The organism is Collimonas pratensis (genome assembly GCF_001584185.1).
In the GTDB taxonomy this organism is placed as follows: Bacteria; Pseudomonadota; Gammaproteobacteria; order Burkholderiales; family Burkholderiaceae_D; genus Collimonas; species Collimonas pratensis.
In genome coordinates this window covers 1880418-1905331 of sequence record NZ_CP013234.1, presented here as the reverse complement: position 1 = coordinate 1905331, position 24914 = coordinate 1880418, and the positions used below count along the sequence as shown (strand labels likewise).

Below are 24914 nucleotides of genomic sequence, written 5' to 3'. Positions count from 1 at the left end.
GAATGCCTTAACAACGCTTATAAATGTCTTCGAAGCGCACAATATCGTCCTCGCCCAGGTAACTGCCTGATTGCACCTCGATCAGATGCAGCGGCAATTTCCCAGGATTTTCCAGGCGATGCTTGACGCCAATGGGAATGTAAGTAGATTCATTCTCGGTCAGGAATTTCTCTTCTTCACCGCAAACTATGCGCGCGGTGCCGCTGACCACTACCCAGTGCTCGGCGCGGTGGTGATGCATCTGCAGCGAGAGTTTCCCGCCCGGGTTGACGGTAATCCGCTTCACCTGGAAACGGTCGCCGGCGTCTATCCCTTCATAACAGCCCCACGGCCGGTAGACGCGCATGTGGTTCATGTGCTCGGTGCGGCTGTTCTTGCGCAGCGCCTCGACGATTTTCTTGACGCCCTGGACCTGGTCCTTGTGCACCACCAGCACTGCATCCTTGGTTTCCACCACCACCGTGTCCTTGACCCCGATCACCGCCACGAAACGGCTTTCCGCGCGAATCATCGAATCGCTCACGCCGTCGGTATACACGTCGCCACGCAAGACATTGCCGTCGTCGTCGCCGTCCATGATTTGCCATAGCGCGGACCAGGATCCGATATCGCTCCAGCCGATCGCCGCCGGCACCACCACCGCGTGCCGGGTATTTTCCATGACCGCGTAATCGATGGATTCGGCCGGGCATTTGGCAAAGGCGGCTTCATCCAGCCGGCAGAAATCGAGATCGCGGTAAGAGGCATCGAAAGCCTGCTGGCAGCTGGCGGCGATGGCCGGCCGGTATTCGCGCAGTTCCGCCAGGTAGCGCGCCGGCTGGAACAGGAACATGCCGCTGTTCCAGCTATACGCGGCGTCGGCGAGAAAAGTTTCAGCCTTGGCGCGGTCCGGCTTTTCCACGAATTGTTCGACCGCATAGCAACCGTCGATGCCGCTGAACGCGGTTTTGGCGCGGCGGATGTAGCCGTAGCCGGTTTCGGCGGCGGTCGGCACGATGCCGAAAGTCGCCAGGGCGCCTTTCTCGACTGCCTGCGCCGCTTGCCGGACCGCGGTATGGAAGGCTTGCGGATCGCCGATCACGTGGTCGGCCGGCAGCACCAGCATGATGGCGTCCTTGTCATGCTGCACCAGATAGTGCGCCGCCACCGCCACCGTCGGCGCGGTATTCCTGGCTTCCGGCTCCAGCAGGATGGCCAGCGGCTCGATGCTGATGCCGCGCAGCTGCTCCGCCACCATGAAACGATGCTCGTTGCCGCAGGTGAGCAGCGGCGGCATCAGCTCCGGCCAGTCGGCCAGGCGCAGCAAGGTTTCCTGCAGCATCGAATATTGCGAGCGCAGCGCCAGCAGCTGCTTGGGGATGGCTTCGCGCGACAGCGGCCACAAGCGGGTGCCGGAACCTCCGGCCAGGATTACAGGATATATTTTCATGTCAGTTCATTCCAAGGAAGTGACCGGTTCCAGCAAGCGGTCGCGCGCGTCGCCCCAGTCCTGGTTGTCGACTTCGGCCAGCCGGCGCATCTCGCCGGCGCGGTTCACGCTGTATTCCTTGAACACGATCACCTCGTCCAGCCGCGCATCGCCAAGGATGCGGGTGTATTCGAACAGCACGCTGCGTTCCACTTGCGCGCCGCTGCAGATATGGCTGCCGTTTCCGATCCAGGTCGGGCCGACGATCTTGCAGCCGGCGTCGATGCGGCAACCCGAGCCGATGTACACCGGCCCTTCGATAGTCGTTCCGTCCCAGTCTATACTGGTGTTGAGGCCAGCCCACAAGCCATCGGCGATCTGCTTTCCCGGAATCTCCAGTTGCGCGACATGGCCTTGCAATACGCTTTGCAAGACGCTCCAGAAATCGGTCACGGTGCCGATGTCGGTCCAGTTGAAAAACCGTTGCTGCGCATAGAACGGGAGGTTTTTCTGCGCCATCAGCGGAAACAGTTCGGAACCGATATCGAACATCGTGTCAGCCGGAATCAGGTCGATCGCTTCCGGTTCGAAAATGTAAATGCCGGTGCTGGCGAAATTCGACAAGGCTTCATGTTGCTGCGGCTTTTCCTGGAACGATTGCACCCGCCCGTCCTGGTCCATCACCACCACGCCGTAGTTGTTGACTTTGTCCCAAGGTACTTCCTTGGTGATCACGCTGGCCATGGCGCCCTTGTTCTTGTGCTCGAACAGAGCCGAACTGAGATCCAGGTCGATCAAGGCATCGCCGCAGATGACAATCGTGGTGTCGTCAAAAAAATGACCGAATTGCTGGATCTTCTTCATGCCGCCCGCCGATCCCAGCGGCTCCGCCACCACTTCGCCGCGCTCGTTGGTGTAGCCTTCGAAGGAGTAGCCGATCTGCACACCGTACTGGCTGCCGTCGCCGAAATACTCTTCGATCTTGTGATGCAGGTAGCTGACGTTGACCATGATCTCGCGCACCCCGTAACTGGCCAGATACTCGACCAGGTAGGCCATCACCGGTTTGCCCAGGATCGGTATCATGGGTTTCGGCAGATCGTAGGTCAGCGGACGAACGCGCGTTCCTTTGCCTGCAGCTAGAATCATTGCTTTCATTTTTCACCTCGCATAAATATCATCAAAATCAAGTCGCACGGCCACCCTGCGGCAGCCATGCCGGGGAATTGCTTCAGGTTTTCGCGTTGCGGCTGTCGTACTTGCGGCACAACAGCAAGAATTTCAGGATGTCGACGGTATAGCGGCGCAGCAGGCGGCGCGGCTCAAGACACAAGCGATACAGCCATTCCAGCCGCATCTTTTGCACCAGCTGCGGGGCCCGCGGCTTGTAGCCGCCCCAGAAATCGAACAGAGCGCCGACGCCGATGACGACTTTTGCATCCAGCGCCTGGCGGTTGGCGAGTATCCACTCTTCCTGCAGCGGATTGCCGAGTGCAACCAGCACGATGTCCGCCTGTGCCCGGTTGATCTCCTCCACCAGGCCGGCGCGCCGCTGTTTCATGCCGGCATAGCCGTCGCAGCTGCCGACCACGGTCTGCTTCAGCGTCGTCCGCATATGTTCAAGCGCCTTGGGCAGGATCTCCGGCTTTCCACCCACCATGAACACGCGCTTGGGGCCGTCTGCCCCGGACAGCAGTTGCGGTATGAAATCGGTGCCGTTCAGGTTCTCCTTGAAGGCGTGGCGGCGGAACAGGAAAGCGGCGATATCCATGCCGACGCCGTCATTGACTATCGTCACCGAGCTGTTCTTCATCTTGTCCAGCAGGTGGTTGCACTGGACGATGAAGTTCGTGTTGGCGAAAAACAGCGTGATCTTCTTGTTGAGCCACATTGCGTACAGCAGATACCTGGCCAATACAGGGGACGTGGTCGTCACTATGGGAAAGCCTGCAATCGGAATTGTCTTCTTTGTGTTCATGAAAAAACTCTCCTAAACCACGCCTTTAAAGACGCGGGAATACCCATGGCGGCAAGCCGCCGCTGCTTATCGCATGCGGCCAAGGCGCATGGCTGACAGCAGCAAGCCGTGCCAGGAAGCGTTAACCGCCCTGATTCGCCAGCCGGTGACGGCCACCATGAACGGGTACAAAAAACAGGCAATAAAAACACCGCCCGCAACCAGAGCTGCGTTGCCAAGACCTGGCGGAATCAGCGACAGATAAAGCAGCAGCCCTAAAACCAGAATCAAGCTGCCCACCAGCGGCGGCGCCAGCGCGTACCACATCGCCCGCAGCTTGAGGCCAAGGGCACGGTTCAACAGGATCTGGGAAATCGGGAAAACCAGCAGGTAGGCGCCGCAGAACGACAAGCTCATGCCAAGCAGGCCAAAGTGATAAAAATTGACCGCCAATAAGGTCGCCAGCGCCAATTGCGCGATGCCGAGCAGCACCGGCACGCGGTTCCTGCCCAACGAGAAAAACAGGTAGTCGTTCAAGTGAACGATGGACGACAGCAGGTACAGCAAGGCCAGCACGCCGACAATAGGCGCCGCCGGCAGCCATTTGGCGCCGAACACGGCGGCCACCAGAGGCTCTGCCAGCACCGCCTGGAAGCACAGCAAAGGCGCCACGCAAAACAGCGTGATGCCGACGATCTTCAGGTAGCCGCGGCTGAGCGCGGAGAGGTCGGCGCCGGCATCCGAAAATACCGGCAAAGCGACTTTTTGCATGGAGCTGGCGATCACCAGATACACCGACGAGGTCACTCTTTTTGCCAGGTTGTACAAACCGGTGGCGTACGGTCCCAGGAAAATACTGACCAACAGCGAATCGCCATTGGTATTGGCAAAGCTCAGGACACCACTCAATCCGACCTGGCGGATGTCGTTCCAGTATTTCCTGCTCAAACCGCGGTCAAACACGATGCGCGGCAGCCAGCGGCTTTGCGCCACCACCAGCACCAGCGCCAAGCCGGAGGCAGTGACCTGCTGCACCACCAGCGACATCGGGCCCCAGCCGCTAGCGGCAAGCGCGATGCCAACTACGCCGCCGGTCAAGACAGAGCCGATCGAGCGGACTGCCAGCTGGCGGAACATCATCTTGCGCACCAGCCTGGCTTCGTAGGCGCGCACCAGGCCAAAAAAAAGCACCGACAGGCTCATGCCCTGCAATACCGGCTTCAATTCCGGCGCCCGGTACATGGAAGACACCACGCCCGCGGAAAAAAACATCAAGGCCGTCAGCAGCAAGGCAACTGCTGCGCAACAAGTAAACACCCAAGAATAGAGCCGGTCGTCCGGAGCGCCGCCGCGTATCACCGGCATGGCGATGGCGTCGAACACCACCAGCCGGGTGAACAGGATAAAGAGATGGGCGACGGTCAGCAAGCCAAACGCGTCCGGCGCCAGAAAGCGCGCCAGCACTGCAAAGATCACGAATGAAATGGCTTGCTGGGCGAGATTATCGATGATCGACCAGATCGATCCGGACGCCAGCCCACTGCTCTTCTGATTCATAGTATTCCCATAGTCATTTGCTACGCGCGCCAGCCGCGCATTCGCGCCAGCACGCTCAGGTACTTGAACCTGGCCTTGAGAAAATTACCGCCCGCCAGCGCCACCAGGACACCGCAGCAAGTCCGCATGCAGGTAATCGGGAAATACCAGAACGGATAGTGATTGATCCGCATCACGCGCCCTATTCCAGCCTCATATTTCTGTTGCCGGTTACAGGCGTTAGCATCGAAATGGCTGGTCTTTACCGGATGATGCAAGGTCATGTCGGCCATGAATTTCAGCTTGAAGCCATAGCGCAGGCTGCGCAGAAGATAATCGGTCCCCTCTGCGGCGCCCCAGGCCGTGCCGGCGCCGACGCCCAGCGTCTCGTCGAACGGCCCGACCACGTCAATCACGCGCTGACGCAGGAATATGCTGAACTCAATCGCGCCGCGCCATACGTTATAGCGATTCAGCAACACACTGTTTTCCAGCCAGCGGCCCTCGGTGTTGCCGTCGCCATCGGTGAAGCGCCCGGTAATGCCATCCAGCTCCGGATGACTGTTCAATACAGTGGCGACTTTTTGCAGCAAGCCGGCCGGATACCAGCAATCGTCGTCGGGAAAGGCAATCACATCGCCATCCACCAGTTCCAGGCCAAGATTGCGTGCACACGATACGCCGCGCGCCAGCGCGCGCACATGGCGCAGCGAGAATTTCTGACGATAGCGCCGCAGCAGCGCGACCAGCCGGTCGTCGCCGTTCTGGTCGACCACGATCAATTCAAAGTTGCGGTAATCCTGCGCGTCCAGCGATTCCAGAAAGCGCACCAGCTCGTCAAACCGTCCTACCGTAGCCAACACCAGCGAAAATTTCATTGTCATTCCTTTTAGTCTTGCCTCCGGCAGGCATCGCCTGCCGCTGGCTATTGTTTGCCTTGGGATGGCATGGCTTGCTTCAGGATCGACATTTGCGGCCGCTCACCGCTGCCGTCAGGCTGCACGCTGAACGGATAAGTTGCCAGCCACTGCCCCGCGGCCCAATAGGTCCAGCCGCCCCAGGCGGAATTGCCCTTGATTGCATCCATCATCGCCGCCAAGGCCGCCAGGCATGGCTGGTTGGCCGGCACCCCGAATTCGCCCAGGAACAGGCGGCGCCTGGTCGAGGTGGCCCAGAGGGCGACGTCGGCCATGATTGCGCTCAGGCGGGCCGGGTCCACGCAATCGTTGCCGGTGCCGGAAAAATCCGCGTCCGCGTATTGATGGACTTCGATCATGTAGTTATTGAGCGGATCGTGAAAGAAGCGGAAGGCGTCGGCATTCGACACCAGGCCGTCTTTTGCATACCAGGAATGGGCGCCGCTCCAGCCGCCCCCGGGAACCATGATCAGATGCCGCGAGCCTTTCCTGCGCAAGGCGCTCAACGTCTCTTGCGCGGTTGCCGCCCATTCCGCGGTCGGCAGCTTGGCCGGCTCGTTCATCAGGTCGAAGGCGACGTTGGCCGGATCCTTGAAATTGACCAGCAGACGCTGCCAGAGGTCGACCAGGGCTGCACGCGGCACTTGCGGCGAACCAATCGGCTTGCCGCGATACTGGCCATAGTTGTGCACATCGAGGATCAGGCAGACGCCAATTGAACTGGCGGCCGCAACGCTATCCTTGATGCGCTGCAGTTCGGCCTGGTCCAGCTCGCCGAACAGCTGTGGCTGGAGCCTTTCCCAAAGAAACGGCAGGCGGAAGGTGTTCATGCCCATGGATTGAAACTGGCGCATTTCGTCCAGGTCCGGATACACGTAGTCGGTGAATACCTTGCCGGGCAATTTCTCCGCCGCGAACTCGGCGCCGCTGAGGTTGACGCCGGCCAGGGGCTTGCCGTCCAGGCAACTGGCCATCGACGGCTGGCAAAGCAAGGCAGCAACCATGGCCGCGATCGAAAACAGGAATTTATTCATCTGGTATTACCTCCTAAAGGCATAGCCCGAGGGCTGGCCGCTGTCGGAAACACTGCAAGGAATTTCCGCTTGAATACGCCGCCGACGGATCTGATCAGACGCGCTCCGGGTCTCTCGATCAGCTGAAAGTTGAGCCATGAAAACAAGAGCACAAGAATGACCAAGGGCAGCAAGACGAACAGCTGGAAAGGTTCTGGATGAATTTTCTTGGCCAGATAAATGAGCGGCATATGCAGCAGGTAGATGGAAAAACTCCATTCACCACATAAGACCATCGCTCTGTTTGCGAAAAACAGATTGCCGACAGCAGATGGAAAAGACAGGCTGAACACCAGGAAGGCGCCGAATACAGCCGTCAGGATGCTGTTGTAGAACGCTTGATTGCTGGAGAATGGGAGAGCCAGCCATCCCGCTGTCAGCGCTATGATCGTGGCAATTGCCAGCGCATGCAGGATGGCGAACAGCTTGCGGCTCTGATCCTCGCTATGGATGTGGGATCGCATCAGGCCGGCAATCATGCCGAACAGGAAATAATGCAATTTCGAGCCGACGAAGGTACCCGGGAAAATATCCCGGTATGACAACAGGATCACGCTGGCCAGGGCCAGCAGCAACAGACCAGCGACATCGGAACGGATCAGGTAACGGCTGCCGGCGGCCCAGGCCAGCACGAACAGGAAATAAAATTCCACTTCCGGCGTGATGCTCCAGAACACCGATACATTACCCGAGAAGAAAATATGACGCAGGATATTCTTCCCGGATATCCCGTAGACGAAATTCGGATCGATGTTGACGTAGATGAGAAAAGAAAGCAGGAGGATGACAAGATAGGCGGGTGCGATGCGGGAAAAGCGGGAAACCGCATAGTCGACTACGTTGATCGCCGAAAACTGCCTTCCGAGATAGAGATAGGCCATCAGAAAACCGCTCAGCGAAAAGAAGATCGTCACGCCGACTTCCCCGGAAAGATGGTTTTTCCAAGGCAGGGCGAACCAGTCCAGCGCGTGGCCGTACACTACCAGCAGCGCCGCCAGTCCGCGCAATCCCGTAATTGCATCGATTTTTTCTCTATCCATGGGATGCACCGGATGCCTTGAGCCGCCGCCTCAAGGCACCAGCTCCTTGTAGATGTCGATATATTTTTCCGCGATGTGACGCCAGTTGTAGCGTTCCACGAACTGCTGCATCTGCATGCGCCGCTGAGGGTAGTTGGCTTGCACTTGTTCGTGCAGCGCCAGCAGGCGCGTGACGTTGTGTTCCTGCTCTTGCGCCGACAACAGCATTCCTGCGCCGGATTGCTCAAGCAGGTTCCTGAATGGCGGAATATCGCTCAATACCGGCGTCAGGCCGGCACTCATTGCCTCGATCGGCGCGATGCCAAAACCTTCATGCCTTGACAGGCAGATGAAATAACTCGATTGCGCGATCAGCGCCGCCAATTCATGATCGGCAGGATTGGCGACGATCTGTACCGCATCTCCCAGCTGTTGCTGGTTTACCCAGGCACGCAGTTCTTGCTCGCTATGGTCGTATTCACGGCCGGCGATAATCAGCTTCCAGCCAGGCTGGCGCTGCGCCAGCTGCTGGAACAGGGCTAGCGTTTCTAGCAAGCCTTTGTTGATCGACCAGCGACCGAAATAGATCAATGTCCGCGTAGCTTCCGGCGCGGACTGGTCGCTGTATTTTTCTACATTGACGCCGTTTTCTATCACCGCCAGCTTGGGCGGCCTGACGATCCCGGCAAACATGTCGCCGTCGTTGTCGCTGGTGGCGATGATCTTGTCATACGCCAGCGATGAAGCGCGCGTGATCGTATTGAAATAGACTTTCTTGAGACGGGAGGCGAATTTGGTGTGAAAAAAACCGCCATGGGTCGACGCTACCAGCGGTCGCTTGTGCAAAGGACGGGTCAGCGCCAGGTAGTCGAAAAAGAAATCGATGCCGTGTACATGGATCACATCGGCGTCGGCGACATGTTCCAGTACGCCCGGACAGACCGGATATCTACTGCTGCCGTGGAACGGCAGGCGCACCACGGCGACGCCGTTGACCGTGGCTTCGGCACTGAGGAATTCGGCTGAGTTCCTGAACAGCCGATTGAGCGTGACCACTTTCGGCAGCTGGCCGTGGTGCTCGCGCTGCTGCCTGGCGATATTCTGCACCACGTCTTCCATGCCGCCGATGGAGGGAGAATACTGGCGTACGATGTGCACGACTTTAATAGGCATTTTTTTGCTCCTTTGTTTTGCCCGTGGGCCGTGTCGCCGGGCCGGCGGGAAATGAGGAAGAATCGGTCGCTTTGCTTACTGCGCAGCCGACCAGAAACCAGAGGATGCCGGCGGTTTTCAACGCAAACAGCGAAGTGCCGCTGACACACAGGATCAGGGAAATGTACAGCGTGATGTAGGTGCGGAAGCGGTCGCCCCGCTGGTCCTCCATCTTTAGCATCCAGAATGGACACCACAGCAGGAAACATAGCGGCAGGCCCAAGCGCGTCAGCAAAGACGGATAGCCCATGTCACCGTATGTGATGTTGTAGCCGTCCAGGCCCAGCAGCATGCCGGCATTCAGATTCAGCAGCACGCGCCCGCTGACGTACAGCCGGCCGATGAAACTGTCGCTATAGCCGCCGCCAAAGAATGCGCCGATCAGCAGCAGCATCAGCGCGCTCAGCAAGGGCAGCGCGATCAGCCAGGAATTGCGGCTCCTGGCCAGCGGTGAACAGCGCAGCACGGTCAGCACTGCGACCGTGATCATGCCGTAGCGCGAATCGCTCATGACAATCATGACGGCAGCGGCCGCCAGGAAAAAAATCATATCCTTGATTTCTTCGCGCGGCTTCGCCAGGCCCCAGGCCGCCAGGATCACCGCAAAATTCCCGAGCGACACCGGCTCCAGGAAAATCGAGGATATGCGATGGCTGCCTAGCAGCGCCGGCAGTATGGTCCGCCCTATCCCTTCCGGCCGCGTGCCGTTTAGCCCGAGCACGCTGTCTTTCGCCCAGTTGGAGCCGGCGGCAAGGCCGCCCTGGTTGACGTAGTAGGAAAAGATGTTGAAGATGCGCGAATAGAAATCCAGGAAAAACCATTCCATGAAGCCGAAAGCCAGCACCAGCAGCGCCGCCAGCTTGAGCAGGCGGTCGGCATACTTGATACCGCCGATTTGCCGTCCGAGCCCGTAAAACAGGATAGGAATCATCACATCGCGGAATCCTTTCGGATCCAGCTGGTTGCGCATGATCGCCAGCAAGAACAGGTACGCCGCCGCCAAGGCCGCCATGGCGACCAGTTCCAGCCGGATGCTCTTGCTCAGCACCACCATGCATAGCAGGTAGATGACAAATTCCGAAAACACCACGCCGGCGGTGGAAATCGCATGCACGTTGGTATGGATCGCGCACAGGACAGCCTGATACAGCAGCGCCGCAATCAGTATCCAGAACGTCAGCCGTTCGGCCGGCACCGCCACGCCGACCGACCGCGGAAAAATGAAATCCCTGATATTTGCAAAACCCTGCATGTGATCGATCCCCTTTATCAGAAGCTCACCAGCACCGAACCGACCACTTCCGTGCCGCTGCGGCGCAGCTGGTCGCTGAACGCGCTGAGATCAGCCACCTTGGTATGGTCTTTACGGACCACCAGCAGGACGCCGCCGGCACGGGCAGCGATAGTCAGGACGTCGGCCGCGCTGGCGCTGGCCGGCGTGTCGTACAGGATGACGTCGAAGCGGCTGCGCAAGGTCTGGTTCAAGGCATTGAAGCTGGAGCGGTTGATCAATTCCTGTGGATTGGGCACCGCCGCTCCGGCAGGCAGCAGCGACAGGTCGGCGAACGATTCGGCCACCGCCAGCGGCTCCAGGCCGGCGCGCCCTGCCAGCACATCGGCCAGCCCATGGCCGGCGGCAAGATTGAAAATGCGGTGCTGACACGGCTTGCGCAAATTGGCGTCCACCAGCAGTGTCTGCAGCCCCAGCTGCGAAAACACGATCGCCAGATTGGCCGTCAGCAAGCTGGTGCCGTCGCCGGCATTGACGCTGGCGATGGCCAGCGTCTTGCGGCTGGCGGCAAACCAGCGCAGCATCAGCTGGCTGCGCACCGAGCGCAGCATCTCCACTTCGTCGCTGAAAGGCTGGTAGGCGGCGACCAGGGCCGCCGGATAATTGCCGGCGCTTTCCTGGTAGGGATAGTCATACTGGCGCGACAGCACCTGCTGGATATCCAGCTCGCTGACCAGGCCCAGCCGCTGCGCTGCTTCACCGAAACGCAAGCCCTGTTCCTGCTGCAGGCGCCGAACGCGTTCGGCCTGCTCCAGCGTGAGCTTGCCTTGTTCGACCAGCATGCGCCCCATGTTGCCGTCCTTGCGGGGGTTCATCGTGCTGCCGAAGAGAGGACTGACCGGTTTATTCATCTTGTTTCACCTTTCCGGCATCATTGCGATAAAAACAGCTGGGGGAATGTCATCCTGCGCGCCGGTTTGCGCCAGACGATGGTGCCCAGCACCGGTGCGTCCAGCACATTGAGCAGGTCGTTACCGGTCCGGATGCGCCGGTTCGCCATTTCCGCCAACACCGCCAGGGCCAGTCCGAACATGCTGCCGAACAGCAGCGACAGCACCATGTTGAGCGGAATATTGGGGCTGGCGGGACGGGTTGGCACGGTAGCCGGGCTCAGCACAGAGACGTCGGACTGGTTCGACTGCCCTTCCAGTTCAGTCTGATTCAGGCGCTGGGCTGCGGCATCGTAGGCATGCTGCGCACTCTCGACATCCTTGGCCAGCACTGACAATTCGTCGCGCGCACGGTTGAGCTGCAGCACCTTGGCGGTTTGCGCCGCCAGCGCGGCCTTGATCTCGCCCTCGCGCTGGCGCTGGATGCGGGCGTTGTTGGCGGCGCCGGCATTGGTGGCGCTGATGCTGCTGTTGAGTTCGGAGCGTAACTGGTCAACCTCGGCCTTGGCAGCCTGGTACTGCGGATGGTTGCGGTCCAGGTTCTGCGACAGCAGGGCGAACTTCCCTTCCGCCGTCGCCAGCGAGGCTTTCAGGTTCTGCACCAGCGGGTTAGAGATCACATCCGGCGAATCGCGGCCGCCGCGGCCTATGGCCTGGCTGCCGCGCGACGAGGCTTCTGCCCCCTGCCCTTGCGCCAGCACCAGCTGGCTGGACAATTCGTTCAAACGCGCGGTTTCGACATCCTGATGGCTGTCGGCGCTGACCAAGCCATGTTCTTGCTGATAGCGCGACATTTTGTCCTCGGCCTGTTCCAGTGCGACGCGCAAGGTCTTGGTTTGCTCTGTGAAATACTTGGCGGCCTGCTGCAAAGGCGCGACCTTGATCTGCAAGTTGAGTTGCTGGTAAGCCGCCGCCATGCCGTTCGCCACCTGCGCCGCGAAGGCCGGATCGCTGCCCTTGGCGGTGATCTCTATCATGCTGCTCTCGCGCGAAGGCGCTACTTCGACCATCTTCAGCAAGGAGTCGGCCAGCCATTCGCGGATCGAACCCTTGCCGTTTGCCTGTTGCCGGAAGCGCTGCTGGGTGGCCGGATTGTCCGCCAGGCCAAGCATGTCGACAGCCTTCAAGGCCACGCCCCTGCTGCCGACGATATCGACCTGGGTGGCGATGTAACCGGACACCAGTTGCGCCGGCAGCACCTGGCCGGACACCGGATCGGCGCCCTTGTAGTTAAGCAGCAGCGTGGCCGAAGTCCGGTAGATCCGGGGCAAGGCGAAGCTGACCGCGGCAGTCGCCGCCACGGCGATCAGCAAGGTCAGCAGGATCACCTTGTAGCGCGCATGCAGGATGCTTAGAAGCTGTGGGAAGGTCATGGTTGCTCCTCTCTGGTAGCAGCTGGAAGTGACGGAACATGGCTCAAAACAGGCTCTCTTTCACGTACACGACATCGTCCGTCTGCAATATTTCGTCGCGCTTGGCGTCTATCATCTGCACGTTGCCGTTGCTGTCGCGCCGCTTGATGCGTACGCCACGCTCGGTGCCGCGCGGCGTCAGGCCGCCCCCTATCGACAAGGCCTGGGCGATGGTCATGTTGCGTTCCAGCCGGTAGCCGCCGGGATGCTGCACTTCGCCGTAGATATAGAATTTCGGCGCGCGGTCGACATAGATCATGTCGCCGTTGACCAGGTCCAGGTTCGCTTTCATGTCCGCGGCCTGGATCATCTCTTGCAGATTGACCACTTGCTTGCTGGTTTTGCCGTTGCGGGTGCGGATCACCACGGCGGTATCGCCGCCTTCCGGCCCGACGCCGCCCGCCATCGCCAGCATGTCGGTCACGCTGCGCTTGCCGGCGATCGGGTAACGGCCCGGATGCAGCACCTGGCCTAGTATCGAGACTTGCTGGCTCTGCAGCTCGGTCACCGTGATATTGACTTCCGCCTTGCGCAGAAAACCGCCTTCAGTCAGCATGCTGGAGATCTTTTTCTCGGCTTCTGCCGTCGACAGGCCGCCGATGCTGACCGCGCCTATCAGCGGAAACGTGATATTGCCGGCGTCGCCGACCTTGGTTTCCAGGCTCAGGTCAGGATTGCCGAACACCGCGATCTTCAAGCCGTCGCCGGGGCCGATCGGCGTATCCGCGGCACTGGCGGAACTCAGCGACAACGCCATCAGCAGCGCCAGAAAACACAGGTAGATTCGTCTCATCATGATGCCCATCCCATTCATTGATTATTTATTCCGGCGGTCGCGCCGGACATTTCCACACCCTTGCGCGATACGGTTTGCTGCCTGCCTGGCGACACTGCCGGTGCCGGCAAGCCCTTGCCGTCAGTGCCGCTAGCCGGTTTCTCCACGGGTTTCTCTATATATTCAAGCTTGGCGGCCGAGCGCAAACGGGTGATTTCCGCAACGGCTATTTCCTGCATCTTCTTGTTCATCAGGTAGCGCTCTATCTGCGGTGCGGCGGCGTCCGCCGTCACCGGGCTGTCCCTGAGTTCGGTCAAGGCGCACAACAGATCGCGTTCGCCATCTTTCATGACAAACAGGCGATTCCGCCCCAGTGTCTGGAGCCGGTTGCCGACCCCGGCCGGCAGATCCGCACTGCTGTACGAATAGCGTCTTTGTACATGTCCTATCCCGTGCTGCCGCAGCCACGCCGCCACCTGATCCAGCGATTTCGATGTATCCATCATGGCTTTCAGCGCGCTGCTGAAATCCTGGTCAGCGATGACCAGCTGTTCCACCTCAAACATCTTGCGATGCGAAAACAACTCTGGATGCGCCTGGAAATAGCTATCGATCTCAGCCTTGCCGGGCTGCTCCGGATTTCCGGCCTTGGATTCGAGATAAGCCTGGACGATAGCCTGAGTCTTGAAACGCTCGATGATCTGTATCAACGCCGGATCGCGGTCGATCTTGTTGCGCAGGGCCTCATCCAGCAGCAGTTGGCGGTCGACCAGCGCTTCCACGGCTTGTTCGCGCAAGGCTTGTGGCGGCGCAGCGCTATCGTCCTGCAACCGACTTGCATAGCGCAGTTCAGCCGCCAGCTGCGGCGCCGTGATTTCTTCGCCGTTGATCCTGGCCACTACCTGGCCGTTTCTCTTTTTCTGATCGTCGCAAGCGGACAAATTAATTACGGTAAGCAGCATGAAGATCCCTATTCCTTTCACACCTAATACCTTATTGATAAGAGGCCTGCGGCCGATACGTTCAGAGCACTTCAAGATCCGACTCCTGTTAACATGACAATTGCCACCGCCGCGGCCGGCGCGCCGATAGCGACCGGGATCAGATTGCATGCTGTCCGGCCAGTCGCGGCACTGATCCAAAACCGATAGATGTACGCATGGGGCGGCGGCGAACCTGGTACAGCAAGAGGCTGAAGGCGATCAGCAACATGGCCCAGAGCGCCGGCTTTTGCGGCGGCTTTGCCCTGAAATCCCTGAGGAAATAAAACAGCAGGTCATCCGACGCACTCATCCCGGCCATGGCCTTCTTGGGAACCTGTACCAGCCTGGGGCTGGTCGAAAAAGACGCAGGGATGATCGCGGCACCGGGCCAGATGCGGCCGGCCTGCGCCGAAAAGGCATCCGGCCGCTCGCCCAGCGCTGGTTCCGCAGTCTCCATCTCGGCAACCGCGGAAGCTGAACTGGCGGCCTCGCTCGGCGGCTGGTAGGCATACACCGCAGAGGCAGTTCGAACTTCTTGCGCTGGCCCGTTCAACTGAAAAACCGGGGCCGCAGCCATGACGGGGCTGCAATAGGCAGCCCACAGCAGGCTGCTCACCAGTAAAATATTTCGCATGATTTGCTCCTAAAAAAAGCATTCCTTCAACTGCTGATCGGAAAAACAGAAAATCCATCCATAGACTCACAGCCGTGCCCTTACACTCTTAGTAAGCGTTGTCCTTCTTCAGCACCTCTTTGACGGTGCGCGCGATGATCCACAGATCCAGCGCCAGCGACCAGTTGCGCAGGTATTCCAGGTCGAACTCGATGCGCGAGCGCATCTTGTCCAGGGTGTCGGTTTCGCCACGGAAGCCGTTCACCTGCGCCCAGCCGGTAATGCCCGGCTTCACCTTGTGACGCAGCATGTAGCCCGTGATCAGCTTGCGATACTGTTCGTTATGCGCCACCGCATGCGGGCGCGGTCCGACAATGCTCATGCGGCCTTGCAGCACATTGAAAAATTGCGGCAATTCATCCAGCGAGGTGCGGCGCAGGAAGCCGCCGAAGCGCGTCACCCGCACATCGTTTTTCTTGGCCTGGTCCACCACCGCGCCGTCTTCCGCCACGGTCATCGAGCGGAATTTGTAGACAATGATTTCTTCGCCGTTCAAGCCGTAGCGGCGTTGCGCGAAGATGATCTTCCCTGGCGAAGAAAGCTTTACCCCTATCGCAATGGCCAGCATGACCGGCAGCAGCATGATCTGGATCAGCAGCGCCAGCACGATGTCGCTGCCGCGCTTCAAGACACCGCGCAAGCCGATGAAAGGGGTTTCGCAAATGCCGATCACCGGAATCCCGGCAATATGGTCGAGCCGCGCCTGTATCAGGCCGAAGGTATAAATGTCGGGCACGAAATAGACAGACGCCGTGGTATCGCGCAGTTCCTCCATCAGCGCCAGCACCCGCGGCTGCGCCGACATCGGCAGACAGATGAAGATGGTGCGTATCTTGTGGGCGCGCACATAAGTGCCGACGTCGGCGATCGGCCCGAGAAACGGGCAGTCGATCCCGGCCGGACGGCTGGCCTGGTCGCGGTCGTCGAAAAAGCCGCGCATGTCGATACCGGCATTGCTGCCTGAAGCCAGGCATTTGAGAACCTCGTCGATCGGATTGTTGGAACCGACGATGATCGCCGAGCGCTTCTTCAACTCCTTGCCAAAATGGAAGGCCAACACGTATGCCGTAAACCGGCTCAGCAGCAGCGCAAAAGGCGCCAGCACAAACCAGGCCAGGATCACGCGCTCGGAAAACTCGTAGCCCAGCCCGGTGCCCAGTCCTATCAGGACCAGGATGCCGACGGTGATTCCCCAGCCCATGAAAATGTCGCCGGCGTAGGCGAGCTGCTTGCCGATATGCAAGGTGCGGTAGAGGTCGATCTGTTCGTAGACAAAGGAAGATATGAAAAAGGCGATGATCATCAGCAGCAGATAATCGCCGGTGAATATTTCATTCTGCGTCAGCACGATCAGATACAGCGAACCGAGGATGATGGCCGGATCAAGCAAGCGCTTGAAAAAGGACACCAGAGGGATGTCGTTCTCAGTCATTTTCCATCCCCTAGAAGGCGTAACGCGTGTTGAGCGTCACGCCATTGCTGACAAAACCGCCCGCTCCGCTTTTCAGGGTCTGCGTGCTGCGGATCCCGGACAGCTGGACACGCCAGCGCTGGGTCGGGTTGTACACAACGCTCAGCGCGGTATCGCGCAGTACATCGTTTTGATTGAGGGAACCAAGGGTGCCGGTTCCAGCCGACTGGCCGAAATCACGTTTTTGATATTTGTACTGCGCCACCAGCTGGATTTTTTCCGAATACTGCCAGGCCGACGCCAGGCTGGCGCCGTGGTTCAGCGAATAGACAGTGGAAAGATCGTCCACCGCGCCGATCTCGCGCCAGCCGGCGACTGTGAGCTGGATCTTGCCGGTAGGCGACCAGTCGGCGGAGAGCCGCGTGTTGATGCCGCTGAAATTACTGACCTGGGACGCATCCTGTGTCCGGCTGACCCAACCGCCCAGGAAATGCAGTTGCGTCTTGCCGCTGAGCAGCCAGTCGATCTTGGCTTTGACTTCATCCTGGTTATAACCGTTGAGCACCAGCACGCCGTTGTCCAGCTCAGGGGTGGGAAAATCGGCATGCGTATGGCGCAGCTGCAGGCCGATGGTGCTGCCGCTGGCGGCGAGATAGTCCAGTCCCAGCTCGCTCTGGTTGCGCGTATTGTCGAGCGGCTGCTGCGATACCAGGTCGTACTTCAGCTTGGTATAGGTGAGCCCACCGCGCACGCGCCAGCTCGGATGGAACAGCCAGGAACCGTCCGCGTAGGCGCTTTCCTCGGTCCGTATATTGCGTTCCAGCAGATGGAAATCAATGAATGGCGTCAACCCTTGCGAATAGTTGGCGCCGATGTTTCCCTCGAAATGGTCGCCTGCATGCCAGTTCCAGTTCGCCGCCATGTTCTTGTCGTAATGATCGAGTTCGCCGAAGTGGTCGTAGTCCACCTTGGTCACGTTCAGGTTCGCCGTCAGATGCTGCCGGCTGAGCGTCTTGTCCACCGCCAGGCCAAACAGATAGCGCTGTGTTGTATCGGACAGGTCGCTGCCTAGTCCCATTGCCTGCGCCGCCGCGGAATTCTGCAGCCTCAGCAGATTGCTGTCGTAGCCGACGCTGTAGCCGGCATAAGGAGTTACCGCATCCGCCGGCGGTTGCACGATGTCGGCGGGAGGCATGATATCGGTCGGCACCAGGTCGGTGGCCTGGGCAGCGACGCAGGAACAAATCGGCAGCAGGAAAATGATCCGCCATCGCATTCGGTAAAGCTGGTCGCAGGATTTTGAACGCCTGTTCATTACATACCTCTCTAACGCAGCAGCTGCGTCATAAATACATCCATCCAGGCTGACTGGACATGGATGTTTGTTGCCAGGCTAAATGGCGCGGCGGAGTTCCCCGCTTATGGATCGATGCGCTTTTTCTGGAAAACCAGTTAGCGATCAAATATTGAATTTTTCGAAAAATCGGTCTCCCGCTTCTCGCTGCGGAAAAATTCAGGCCTGGCTATCAGTTACGGAAAGCTGAAGCTATGCGGCAAACGACAATGCTGCTTGCACTCAAACTGCTAATGGCAACTGTGATATCGGATGAAACAAGAGTGGATGGAAAGAAAAACAGGAAATGCCGTTCAGGCATTTGCGTACGATGTTTGACATACGGACATCGATTTTCGGAGAACGCTTTACGTCTGGCGCATTGCTCACATGCGCACCAGAGCGAGCGACGTTTACATAAAAACATTGAGCGATTTTTCGCATGATATTCCCCTTAACAAGATGCTCATGGAGCCGGTTATGGCTCGTGCTGGAATCTGAATAAAGTTGACACCAAGGTCGGTTTCTTGCGATCTGAGAACACCAGATCTCGATCTGTACTTCTGAAAAAATCGCATCGCGGATGCATGTTGCAGGACAACATAATGACCTCTGCTGCGAAGCCTTAGTTCATCATTGAAACGATTTGTTACATCTTACTTTTTGTCAGTTCTCACGTTGACAACAACAACGTTATCCGATTGAAAATACATAAAAACATCAAATTTATAATCCGACAAATTTTTCACACTCCGGTCACGGAGCCAATAAATATAAGGCTTTCAAGACTTCATCACGTGCTTTTCAAAATATTGACGCAACAACAGCAATATCAAAAAGAAAAACAAAATGCATCACCCATGGATGCTCACGGATTTCTGAAACTTCATTATTTTTGTCGGATACCAACGTGAAAAATGACATGGTGCGAAGCAGCAAACAAATCTTAAAAAGTGCTTTACACAAATCGACGCTGCGGATTAAATCATGGGAAATTATATAAATCGTATATTCAATAAACCGAGCCTCTTGCCAAGCATGGACTCGAATAACTACAGAGACTTTTCAAAGAAAGGCGGACATAATGCGGAGCGATTATGTGGATCTTGCAACAATGCATTGGCTATCTCAATTCACCACCATCTCGGCGCCCTTCAATCAGATTGTTCACTACATTTCCGGCTCCAACTTGTTCAAGGGCTTGCCCATCATCGGCTTGCTCTGGTATTTCTGGTTCAGGGACGCGGATCCGAAATCGGACAGCAGACGCATCATCATCGCCACACTGCTGGGCTGCGTGCTGGCGGTGCTGATCGCCAGGATCGCCAACAATATCGGCCCTTATCAGCCGCGTCCTTTCGCCGACGCCGCGCTTGCCTACCATCAGCACGTCGGCTTGCCGGCGCCGGAAAGCCAGGCCCTGTATATCTGGAATTCCTTTCCCAGCGATCACGCCGCCTTGTTTTTCAGCCTGGCCACGGGGATTTTCCTGATTTCAAGAAGCACCGGCTGGCTGGTCTACCTGTACGTGCTGATTTTCATCGCACTGCCCAGGGTCTATCTTGGCTTGCACTACCCTAGCGACATCATCGCAGGCTGCATCCTCGGCATTGCCTGCGTCGCCTTATCTAGCCGCAACAACGTTATCGCTCTGTATGACAAGCAGCGCATCCGGCTGCAGGATAAATATCCGGCGGCATTCCAGGCTGCCCTGTTCGTCATCAGCGTGGAAATCGGGACCTTGTTCGGCGACATCCGTCTTTTGCTGGAAGGTGTCGTGAAATACTTTCCAAGATAGAATCGTTCAAACAATCTGCGCTCCGCTCCGTGCATTGCATTCCATGCATGTGCGCCCGCCATCCTGCCTTCAGGCTTCCCTGAGCGGAAAGAGCAGCTACGATACGACTCAATCCTGCCCGGGTATGTACGCTAACTAACACTGAAGCGACACTGAGGGTTGCGCAAAGACACGAAGGTATTTTCCAGATAAAGTAGCTTCCATCTTTACCTAACGGAGATCGTCATGAGCCAATACAACATTGCAGTAGTCGTAGGTAGCCTCCGCCGTGATTCGTTCAACCACAAGCTGGCAACGGCGATCGCCAGGCTGGCGCCGGCGGACTTTACGTTTGAACAACTGCAGATCGACGACCTGCCCCATTACAACCAGGATGACGACGGCAACCAGGCCGCGCCGGTCAAGCGCTTGAAGGCTGCTGTCAGCGGCGCTCAAGGCCTGCTGTTCGTGACCGCCGAGTACAACCGCTCGATTCCTGGCGTATTGAAGAATGCGATTGACCAGGCCTCCCGCCCCTATGGCCAGAGCGCCTGGAAAGGCAAACCCGCCGGCATCCTGGGAGTATCGGTCGGCGCCGCCGGCACAGCGCTGGCGCAACAGCATTTGCGCAACATCCTGGCCTACCTCGATGCGCCGACGCTGGGCCAGCCCGAAGCATTCATCCAGGCCAAGGATGGCTTGTTCGACGGCGCCGGCAATATCGGCGAGGACAGCAAGAAGTTCCTTCAGACCTGGATGGACAGCTATGTCGCCTGGGTAAGAAAACACAACGCCTGAGCTGCCCCACTTAAGCTGGAGCATACAAAAGCTTGAGGAAACGACGTTCAGCGGCGCTCAGACCTGACTTGCGCGGCGGCCGCCGGTCCGGCGCCAGCCAATGCGCCGGTGCAGTTCCCGTCAGTAGCGCCAGCACCCGCGGGTGGACGTAGGATTTGCGGCAGACGGCGACCGTATTGCCAAGGCGGCTGGCGACCTCGGCCAGCAGCTGATTCACGATTCCCTTGCCGGGATCGGAATTGCCGCCTGCTCCGAGTTCGTACCAGAGCTGCAAGGCGTGCACGCTGCCGTGCCAGGTGCGGAAATCCTTTGCGGTGAATGCGCCGTCGCTGGCAGCCTGCAGATACTCGTTCACATCCGCAGAGCCGACGCTGTGGATGGCGCCATCTTGGTCCAGGTACTGGAACAATTCCTGGCCAGGCAATATCTGACAACGCTTCACCACCCGTGCAATACGTTTGTCCTCCAGCCTGACTTCGTGCGCAATGCCGCTTTTTCCTCGAAATCGCAACCGCAGCCTGCTGCCGCTGACCGCTACATGGCGCTTGCGCAAAGTGGTCAATCCAAAAGAGCCGTTGCTGCGCGCATATTCGTCGTTACCCACCCGCATCAGCGTCGTATCCAGCAAGTGCACGATCGCGGCCACTACCGTCCGGTGCTGAACCTGAGCGCCGGCGAGCGCCTCCAGGTCGCGCGTGACGCTGGCCCGGATACGCGGCAAGGCGCCGCCGAAATCGGCCATGTGGTCGAATTTTGTCTCGTCGCGCGCCTGGCGCCATTGCGGGTGATACAGATACTGCTTGCGACCGCGCGCATCGCGCCCGGTAGCCTGGATATGACCCCGCGCCGACGGGCAGATCCAGACCGCGGCGTATGCCGGCGGGATCGCCAGCCTGCGGATGCGCTCCAGTTGCCGCGCATCGCTCACGCGCATGCCGTCGACCTGGCGGTAAGTGAAGCCCTTGCCTTTGCGCAGGCGGCAGATGCCGGGCGTAGCGTCGCTGGCATACACCAGCCCGGGCGGCATTGTCTGCGCTTCGCCGATGACAGGCTCGCCCATGCGATTCAGTCCAATCTCAGGTGCCAGCGCGACGGCTGCCCAGCGCATGCTCCAGCTGCGTCTTGTTCATCTTGGAACGCCCTTTGACGCCGCGCTGCCTGGCTTCATTGTAAAGTTGCGCAAAAGTGCGGCCGCCGGCGCCGCGGTGCGAACGCAAGCCGCCGCGCCGGCCTGCCGATATGTCTTTCACCGAAGAGCTGCTGGCCTGTTCTGCCTCGCCGTGTTGCCCCCTTTCCTTGTTGACAGTGCGGGCCGCGATTTCTTCCGCCAGCTGTTCGCGTTTGCCGTGCTTGACCAGGCTTTCCTTTATATGCGCGTACTGGCGTTCGCGCTTCTTGCTCCATGCATTTGCTGGCATGACGATTCCTTTCGAAAAAAAATGATTTGCCCCGGCAGCAATGACGGCATGCGCCAGGATCCGATGCCCGATAAGTCACGTTATAAAACCTGCCGCACTGCGGATCGGTGCGTTATTCAACATTGCATTGCATCTTTTTCGTCATGATGTAAAAACAAGAAGAAAGGAAGGCAGCCCTGCATGCTTTGTTGGCTAGCGTACAGATCATGCCGCACAGCCTCCCCATACTGACAGCTCCAACGGCAGCTGCCAGTTGGCACAATCATATTGAATTAACGGCGTTTCGCTGTAGCGCGAGGAGGTATTGCCATCGATCAAACAATCATCTGGTACCTGATCGTCGGCACCTTGCTGTTGTCCATGGGCTTGATGGCTTCCCTGCTGGATCGCCTGCCGATCAGCCCGGCCATGTTCTACCTGCCAGTCGGTTACATCCTGGGGCCGGCGGTGAGCGGCCTGATCAATGTCGCGCCGGCCCAGCACGCGGAATTGCTGACAACGCTGGCTAAGCTGGCCTTGCTGCTGTCGCTGTTCACTGTCGGCCTGAAACTGCGCCTGCCGTTCCGCGACCACATCTGGCGCCTGCCGCTACGGCTGGGCGTGCTGGCGATGCTGGTCACGATTCCACTGGTGACGCTGGCTGGCCTGTTCCTTTTCGAGTTGCCGCTGGGCGCGGCCATCCTGCTGGGCGGCATTCTGGCGCCAACCGACCCGGTGCTGGCGTCCGACGTCCAGATCAAGCACGTCAGCGACCGCGACCGCACCCGCTACAGTCTGACGGGAGAAGGCGGCCTGAACGACGGCACAGCCTTTCCGTTCGTCATGCTTGGCCTGTCGCTGCTCGGCGTGCCCACGGCTACCTCTTACATGAATGATTACGCCATGCTGCATATTGTCTGGGGCGTGGTCGCCGGGCTGGTCGGCGGCTGGTTTCTGGGCTGGCTGCTGGGACGCCTGGTGGTCGGCTTGCGACGGCGGTTCCGACTGGCGCTGGGAATGGAAGAATTCCTTGGCATCGGCCTGATCGCGCTGGCCTATGGTGCGACCGAATTAATCCACGGCATCGGCTTCCTGGCGGTGTTCGCCGCCGGCCTGGCGATGCGCCGGATCGAGTCGACCAACAGCGGCCAGCAAGGGATCGACCCTGATCAATCGCCCACCGTGGCGCACATCCACCAGGCGAGCGACAAAGAAGAAGTGGCGATCCATCCGGCCAAGGCCTCGGCCTACATGACGGAAACAGTGCTCGGCTTTAACATGCAACTGGAGCAGTTTGCCGAATTCCTGATGGTGACCCTGACCGGCATCCTGCTGTCGCATATCGGCTTTTCCATGGCAGGTGCGCTGCTTGCCTTGCTATTGTTTTTTGTGATCCGGCCGCTGTCGGTCGCGCTAGCGCTGACAGGCGCCGACGTCACACCTCTGCAGCGGCGCCTGATGGCATGGTTCGGCATCAAGGGTATAGGTTCTCTGTATTACCTGATGTTCGCGCTGCAGTACCACTGGATTGCGCCCGAAGGCTTCCGCTCGGCTTCGCTGGCACCGCACATCAGTTCGATGGTGTTGACGGTGGTGGCGATGTCGATCGTCATGCATGGCATTTCGTCGACGCCGCTGATGGAAATGTACCAGCGCCGCCGCCGGCGCTGAATCATGTCCGCACCGCTTGCCGGTAACTTGCGGCAGGATGCCTGGCGGGCAAGACCGGCTGTCCGGCCTCGAACAATTTCTCGCGCAGCGTGCCGTCTTCGTACTCCAGCTTGTAAGAACCGCGCGCCTGCAACTCGGGGATCACCAGGTTGACGAAATCCTCGAAGCTTTCCGGCGCCACGGTGCGCGTCAGGTTGAAGCCGTCGATGTCGGTATCCCTGACCCAGGCTTCCAGCTGGTCGGCCACCTGCTGCGGCGAGCCGACGATAGTGACGTAGCGGCCGCCCAGCGCCAGCTGATCCAGCAGTTTGCGCACGGTCCAGCCGGCATCGGCCGCCGTCACCGCCTTGGCGGAAGACTGGATGGCGTTGCTGGCAGCGGGCTTGATGGCTTCGTCGATACCGTATTTTGAAAAATCGAAACCGGTGCCGGCAGCGAAATGCGCCAGGCCGGCTTCCGGATTGGCATAGCAGCAGTACTCGGCATACTTTTCTTGCGCCTCGGCCGCGGTCGGCGCGACGATGACCGAAATGCCCATGAAGATTTTCAGGTCATCACGCTGGCGCCCCGCCAATTGCGCCTGGTCGCGCAAGTCGTTCACCAGCTTGCGCGCGGCTTCCGGTTTCTGGCTGGAGATGAATACGCACTCGGCGTGGGCAGCGGCAAACTGCTGGCCACGGTCCGAAGCGCCGGCCTGGTACAGCACCGGCGTGCGTTGCGGCGATGGCTCGCTGAGATGGTAGCCGTCCACATTGTAATGCTCGCCGTGATGATGGATGCGATGCACCTTGGCCGGATCGGCAAAGATGCGGCGCTGGCGGTCACGCTGCACGGCATCGTCTTCCCAACTGCCTTCCCACAGTTTGTACAGCACTTGCATGAACTCTTCCGCCCGCTCGTAGCGGGCATCGTGTTCCGGCTGCTCGCTCAGACCCATGGCGCGCGCCGCACTGTCGAGATAGCCGGTGACGATGTTCCAGCCGATGCGACCGCGGGTCAGGTGATCGAGGGTAGACATGCGGCGCGCGAACAGATACGGCGCCTCGTAAGTCAGGTTGACGGTGACGCCGAAGCCGAGATGTTTGGTGACGGCGGCCATGGCCGACACCAGCAGCAAGGGATCGTTGACCGGCAGCTGGATGGATTCGCACACGCTCAAGTCGGCAGAGCCCTGGTATACATCATAGACGCCGACGATATCGGCCAGGAACAGGCCGTCGAACTTGCCGCGTTCCAGCAGCTTGGCCTGCTCGGTCCAGTATTCCAGGCTGGTGTATTCGGTAGAGCGGTCGCGCGGATGCGTCCACAGGCCGTGGTTGATATGCCCGACGCAATTCATGTTGAAGGCGTTCAGGCGGATTTGCTTCTTCGGCATAGGATC

Annotated in this window: 22 protein-coding genes; 3 read left to right on the top strand and 19 right to left on the bottom strand. The window is 59.0% G+C overall.

The window, feature by feature from the left end; genetic code table 11:
* Nucleotides 1-7 precede the first annotated feature (7 nt).
* The 16 genes from CPter91_RS08790 to epsL form a co-directional block, all read right to left on the bottom strand.
* Nucleotides 8-1429, bottom strand: a complete 1422-nt coding sequence (locus tag CPter91_RS08790) for a mannose-1-phosphate guanylyltransferase/mannose-6-phosphate isomerase (RefSeq protein WP_061939387.1) — start codon at nucleotides 1427-1429, stop codon at nucleotides 8-10.
* A 6-nt stretch (nucleotides 1430-1435) separates the two neighbouring features.
* Nucleotides 1436-2566: a nucleotidyltransferase family protein gene (locus CPter91_RS08785; RefSeq protein WP_231880084.1), complete on the bottom strand. Its 1131-nt coding sequence runs from the start codon at nucleotides 2564-2566 to the stop codon at nucleotides 1436-1438.
* A gap of 73 nt (nucleotides 2567-2639) precedes the next feature.
* On the bottom strand, nucleotides 2640-3386 hold the full coding sequence (locus CPter91_RS08780; RefSeq protein WP_061939383.1) for a WecB/TagA/CpsF family glycosyltransferase: 747 nt from the start codon (nucleotides 3384-3386) through the stop codon (nucleotides 2640-2642).
* Nucleotides 3387-3452: 66 nt separating this feature from the next.
* On the bottom strand, nucleotides 3453-4922 hold the full coding sequence (locus CPter91_RS08775) for a lipopolysaccharide biosynthesis protein (protein WP_061939381.1): 1470 nt from the start codon (nucleotides 4920-4922) through the stop codon (nucleotides 3453-3455).
* A 20-nt stretch (nucleotides 4923-4942) separates the two neighbouring features.
* On the bottom strand, nucleotides 4943-5779 hold the full coding sequence (locus CPter91_RS08770; protein ID WP_236905985.1) for a glycosyltransferase family 2 protein: 837 nt from the start codon (nucleotides 5777-5779) through the stop codon (nucleotides 4943-4945).
* Between the two features lie 47 nt (nucleotides 5780-5826).
* A complete protein-coding gene (locus CPter91_RS08765; RefSeq protein ID WP_061939377.1) occupies nucleotides 5827-6852 on the bottom strand; it encodes a glycoside hydrolase family 5 protein in 1026 nt (341 codons plus the stop codon).
* On the bottom strand, nucleotides 6849-7931 hold the full coding sequence (locus CPter91_RS08760; RefSeq protein ID WP_061939375.1) for an acyltransferase family protein: 1083 nt from the start codon (nucleotides 7929-7931) through the stop codon (nucleotides 6849-6851). Before CPter91_RS08760 ends, CPter91_RS08765 begins: the two co-directional genes overlap by 4 nt.
* Before the next feature lie 30 nt (nucleotides 7932-7961).
* On the bottom strand, nucleotides 7962-9083 hold the full coding sequence (locus tag CPter91_RS08755; protein ID WP_099047180.1) for a glycosyltransferase family 4 protein: 1122 nt from the start codon (nucleotides 9081-9083) through the stop codon (nucleotides 7962-7964).
* The gene (locus CPter91_RS08750) at nucleotides 9073-10374 is read right to left on the bottom strand and encodes a hypothetical protein (RefSeq protein WP_061939373.1); all 1302 of its coding nucleotides are present in this window, start codon (nucleotides 10372-10374) and stop codon (nucleotides 9073-9075) included. Before CPter91_RS08750 ends, CPter91_RS08755 begins: the two co-directional genes overlap by 11 nt.
* A 17-nt stretch (nucleotides 10375-10391) precedes the next feature.
* The gene (gene epsG / locus CPter91_RS08745) at nucleotides 10392-11264 is read right to left on the bottom strand and encodes a chain length determinant protein tyrosine kinase EpsG (protein WP_061939371.1); all 873 of its coding nucleotides are present in this window, start codon (nucleotides 11262-11264) and stop codon (nucleotides 10392-10394) included.
* A gap of 20 nt (nucleotides 11265-11284) precedes the next feature.
* A complete protein-coding gene (epsF, locus tag CPter91_RS08740) occupies nucleotides 11285-12676 on the bottom strand; it encodes a chain length determinant protein EpsF (RefSeq protein WP_061939369.1) in 1392 nt (463 codons plus the stop codon).
* A 43-nt stretch (nucleotides 12677-12719) separates the two neighbouring features.
* Nucleotides 12720-13508 carry a polysaccharide export protein EpsE gene (gene epsE, locus CPter91_RS08735; RefSeq protein ID WP_061946020.1) on the bottom strand — a complete coding sequence of 263 codons (789 nt, stop codon included), beginning with the start codon at nucleotides 13506-13508 and terminating at the stop codon, nucleotides 12720-12722.
* Between the two features lie 17 nt (nucleotides 13509-13525).
* Nucleotides 13526-14452: an EpsD family peptidyl-prolyl cis-trans isomerase gene (locus tag CPter91_RS08730; protein WP_061939368.1), complete on the bottom strand. Its 927-nt coding sequence runs from the start codon at nucleotides 14450-14452 to the stop codon at nucleotides 13526-13528.
* Between the two features lie 139 nt (nucleotides 14453-14591).
* A complete protein-coding gene (locus CPter91_RS08725; protein ID WP_061939366.1) occupies nucleotides 14592-15107 on the bottom strand; it encodes a hypothetical protein in 516 nt (171 codons plus the stop codon).
* An 88-nt stretch (nucleotides 15108-15195) separates the two neighbouring features.
* A complete protein-coding gene (locus tag CPter91_RS08720; protein ID WP_061939364.1) occupies nucleotides 15196-16578 on the bottom strand; it encodes an undecaprenyl-phosphate glucose phosphotransferase in 1383 nt (460 codons plus the stop codon).
* A 10-nt stretch (nucleotides 16579-16588) separates the two neighbouring features.
* Nucleotides 16589-17833: an XrtB/PEP-CTERM-associated polysaccharide biosynthesis outer membrane protein EpsL gene (gene epsL / locus CPter91_RS08715; RefSeq protein WP_236905980.1), complete on the bottom strand. Its 1245-nt coding sequence runs from the start codon at nucleotides 17831-17833 to the stop codon at nucleotides 16589-16591.
* A gap of 1171 nt (nucleotides 17834-19004) precedes the next feature.
* Here epsL and CPter91_RS08710 point away from each other — a divergent pair.
* Nucleotides 19005-19688, top strand: a complete 684-nt coding sequence (locus CPter91_RS08710; RefSeq protein ID WP_061939362.1) for a phosphatase PAP2 family protein — start codon at nucleotides 19005-19007, stop codon at nucleotides 19686-19688.
* 225 nt (nucleotides 19689-19913) lie between these two features.
* On the top strand, nucleotides 19914-20465 hold the full coding sequence (locus CPter91_RS08705; RefSeq protein ID WP_061939360.1) for an NADPH-dependent FMN reductase: 552 nt from the start codon (nucleotides 19914-19916) through the stop codon (nucleotides 20463-20465).
* A gap of 10 nt (nucleotides 20466-20475) precedes the next feature.
* Here CPter91_RS08705 and CPter91_RS08700 read toward each other — a convergent pair whose 3' ends face one another.
* Together CPter91_RS08700 and CPter91_RS08695 are read right to left on the bottom strand one after the other, a co-directional pair.
* The gene (locus tag CPter91_RS08700; protein WP_061939358.1) at nucleotides 20476-21573 is read right to left on the bottom strand and encodes a DNA topoisomerase IB; all 1098 of its coding nucleotides are present in this window, start codon (nucleotides 21571-21573) and stop codon (nucleotides 20476-20478) included.
* Nucleotides 21542-21883, bottom strand: coding sequence for a hypothetical protein (locus CPter91_RS08695; RefSeq protein WP_061939356.1), 342 nt, complete (start codon nucleotides 21881-21883; stop codon nucleotides 21542-21544). The genes CPter91_RS08700 and CPter91_RS08695 overlap by 32 nt, the downstream gene beginning before the upstream one ends.
* Before the next feature lie 348 nt (nucleotides 21884-22231).
* On the opposite strand from CPter91_RS08695, the gene CPter91_RS08690 reads away from it, so the two are divergent.
* A complete protein-coding gene (locus CPter91_RS08690; protein WP_082792697.1) occupies nucleotides 22232-23533 on the top strand; it encodes a cation:proton antiporter in 1302 nt (433 codons plus the stop codon).
* Nucleotide 23534: 1 nt separating this feature from the next.
* On the opposite strand, the gene CPter91_RS08685 is transcribed toward CPter91_RS08690, so the two are convergent.
* Nucleotides 23535-24908 (bottom strand): LLM class flavin-dependent oxidoreductase, encoded by a 1374-nt coding sequence (locus CPter91_RS08685; protein WP_061939352.1) that lies wholly within the window; start codon nucleotides 24906-24908, stop codon nucleotides 23535-23537.
* Nucleotides 24909-24914 lie beyond the last annotated feature (6 nt).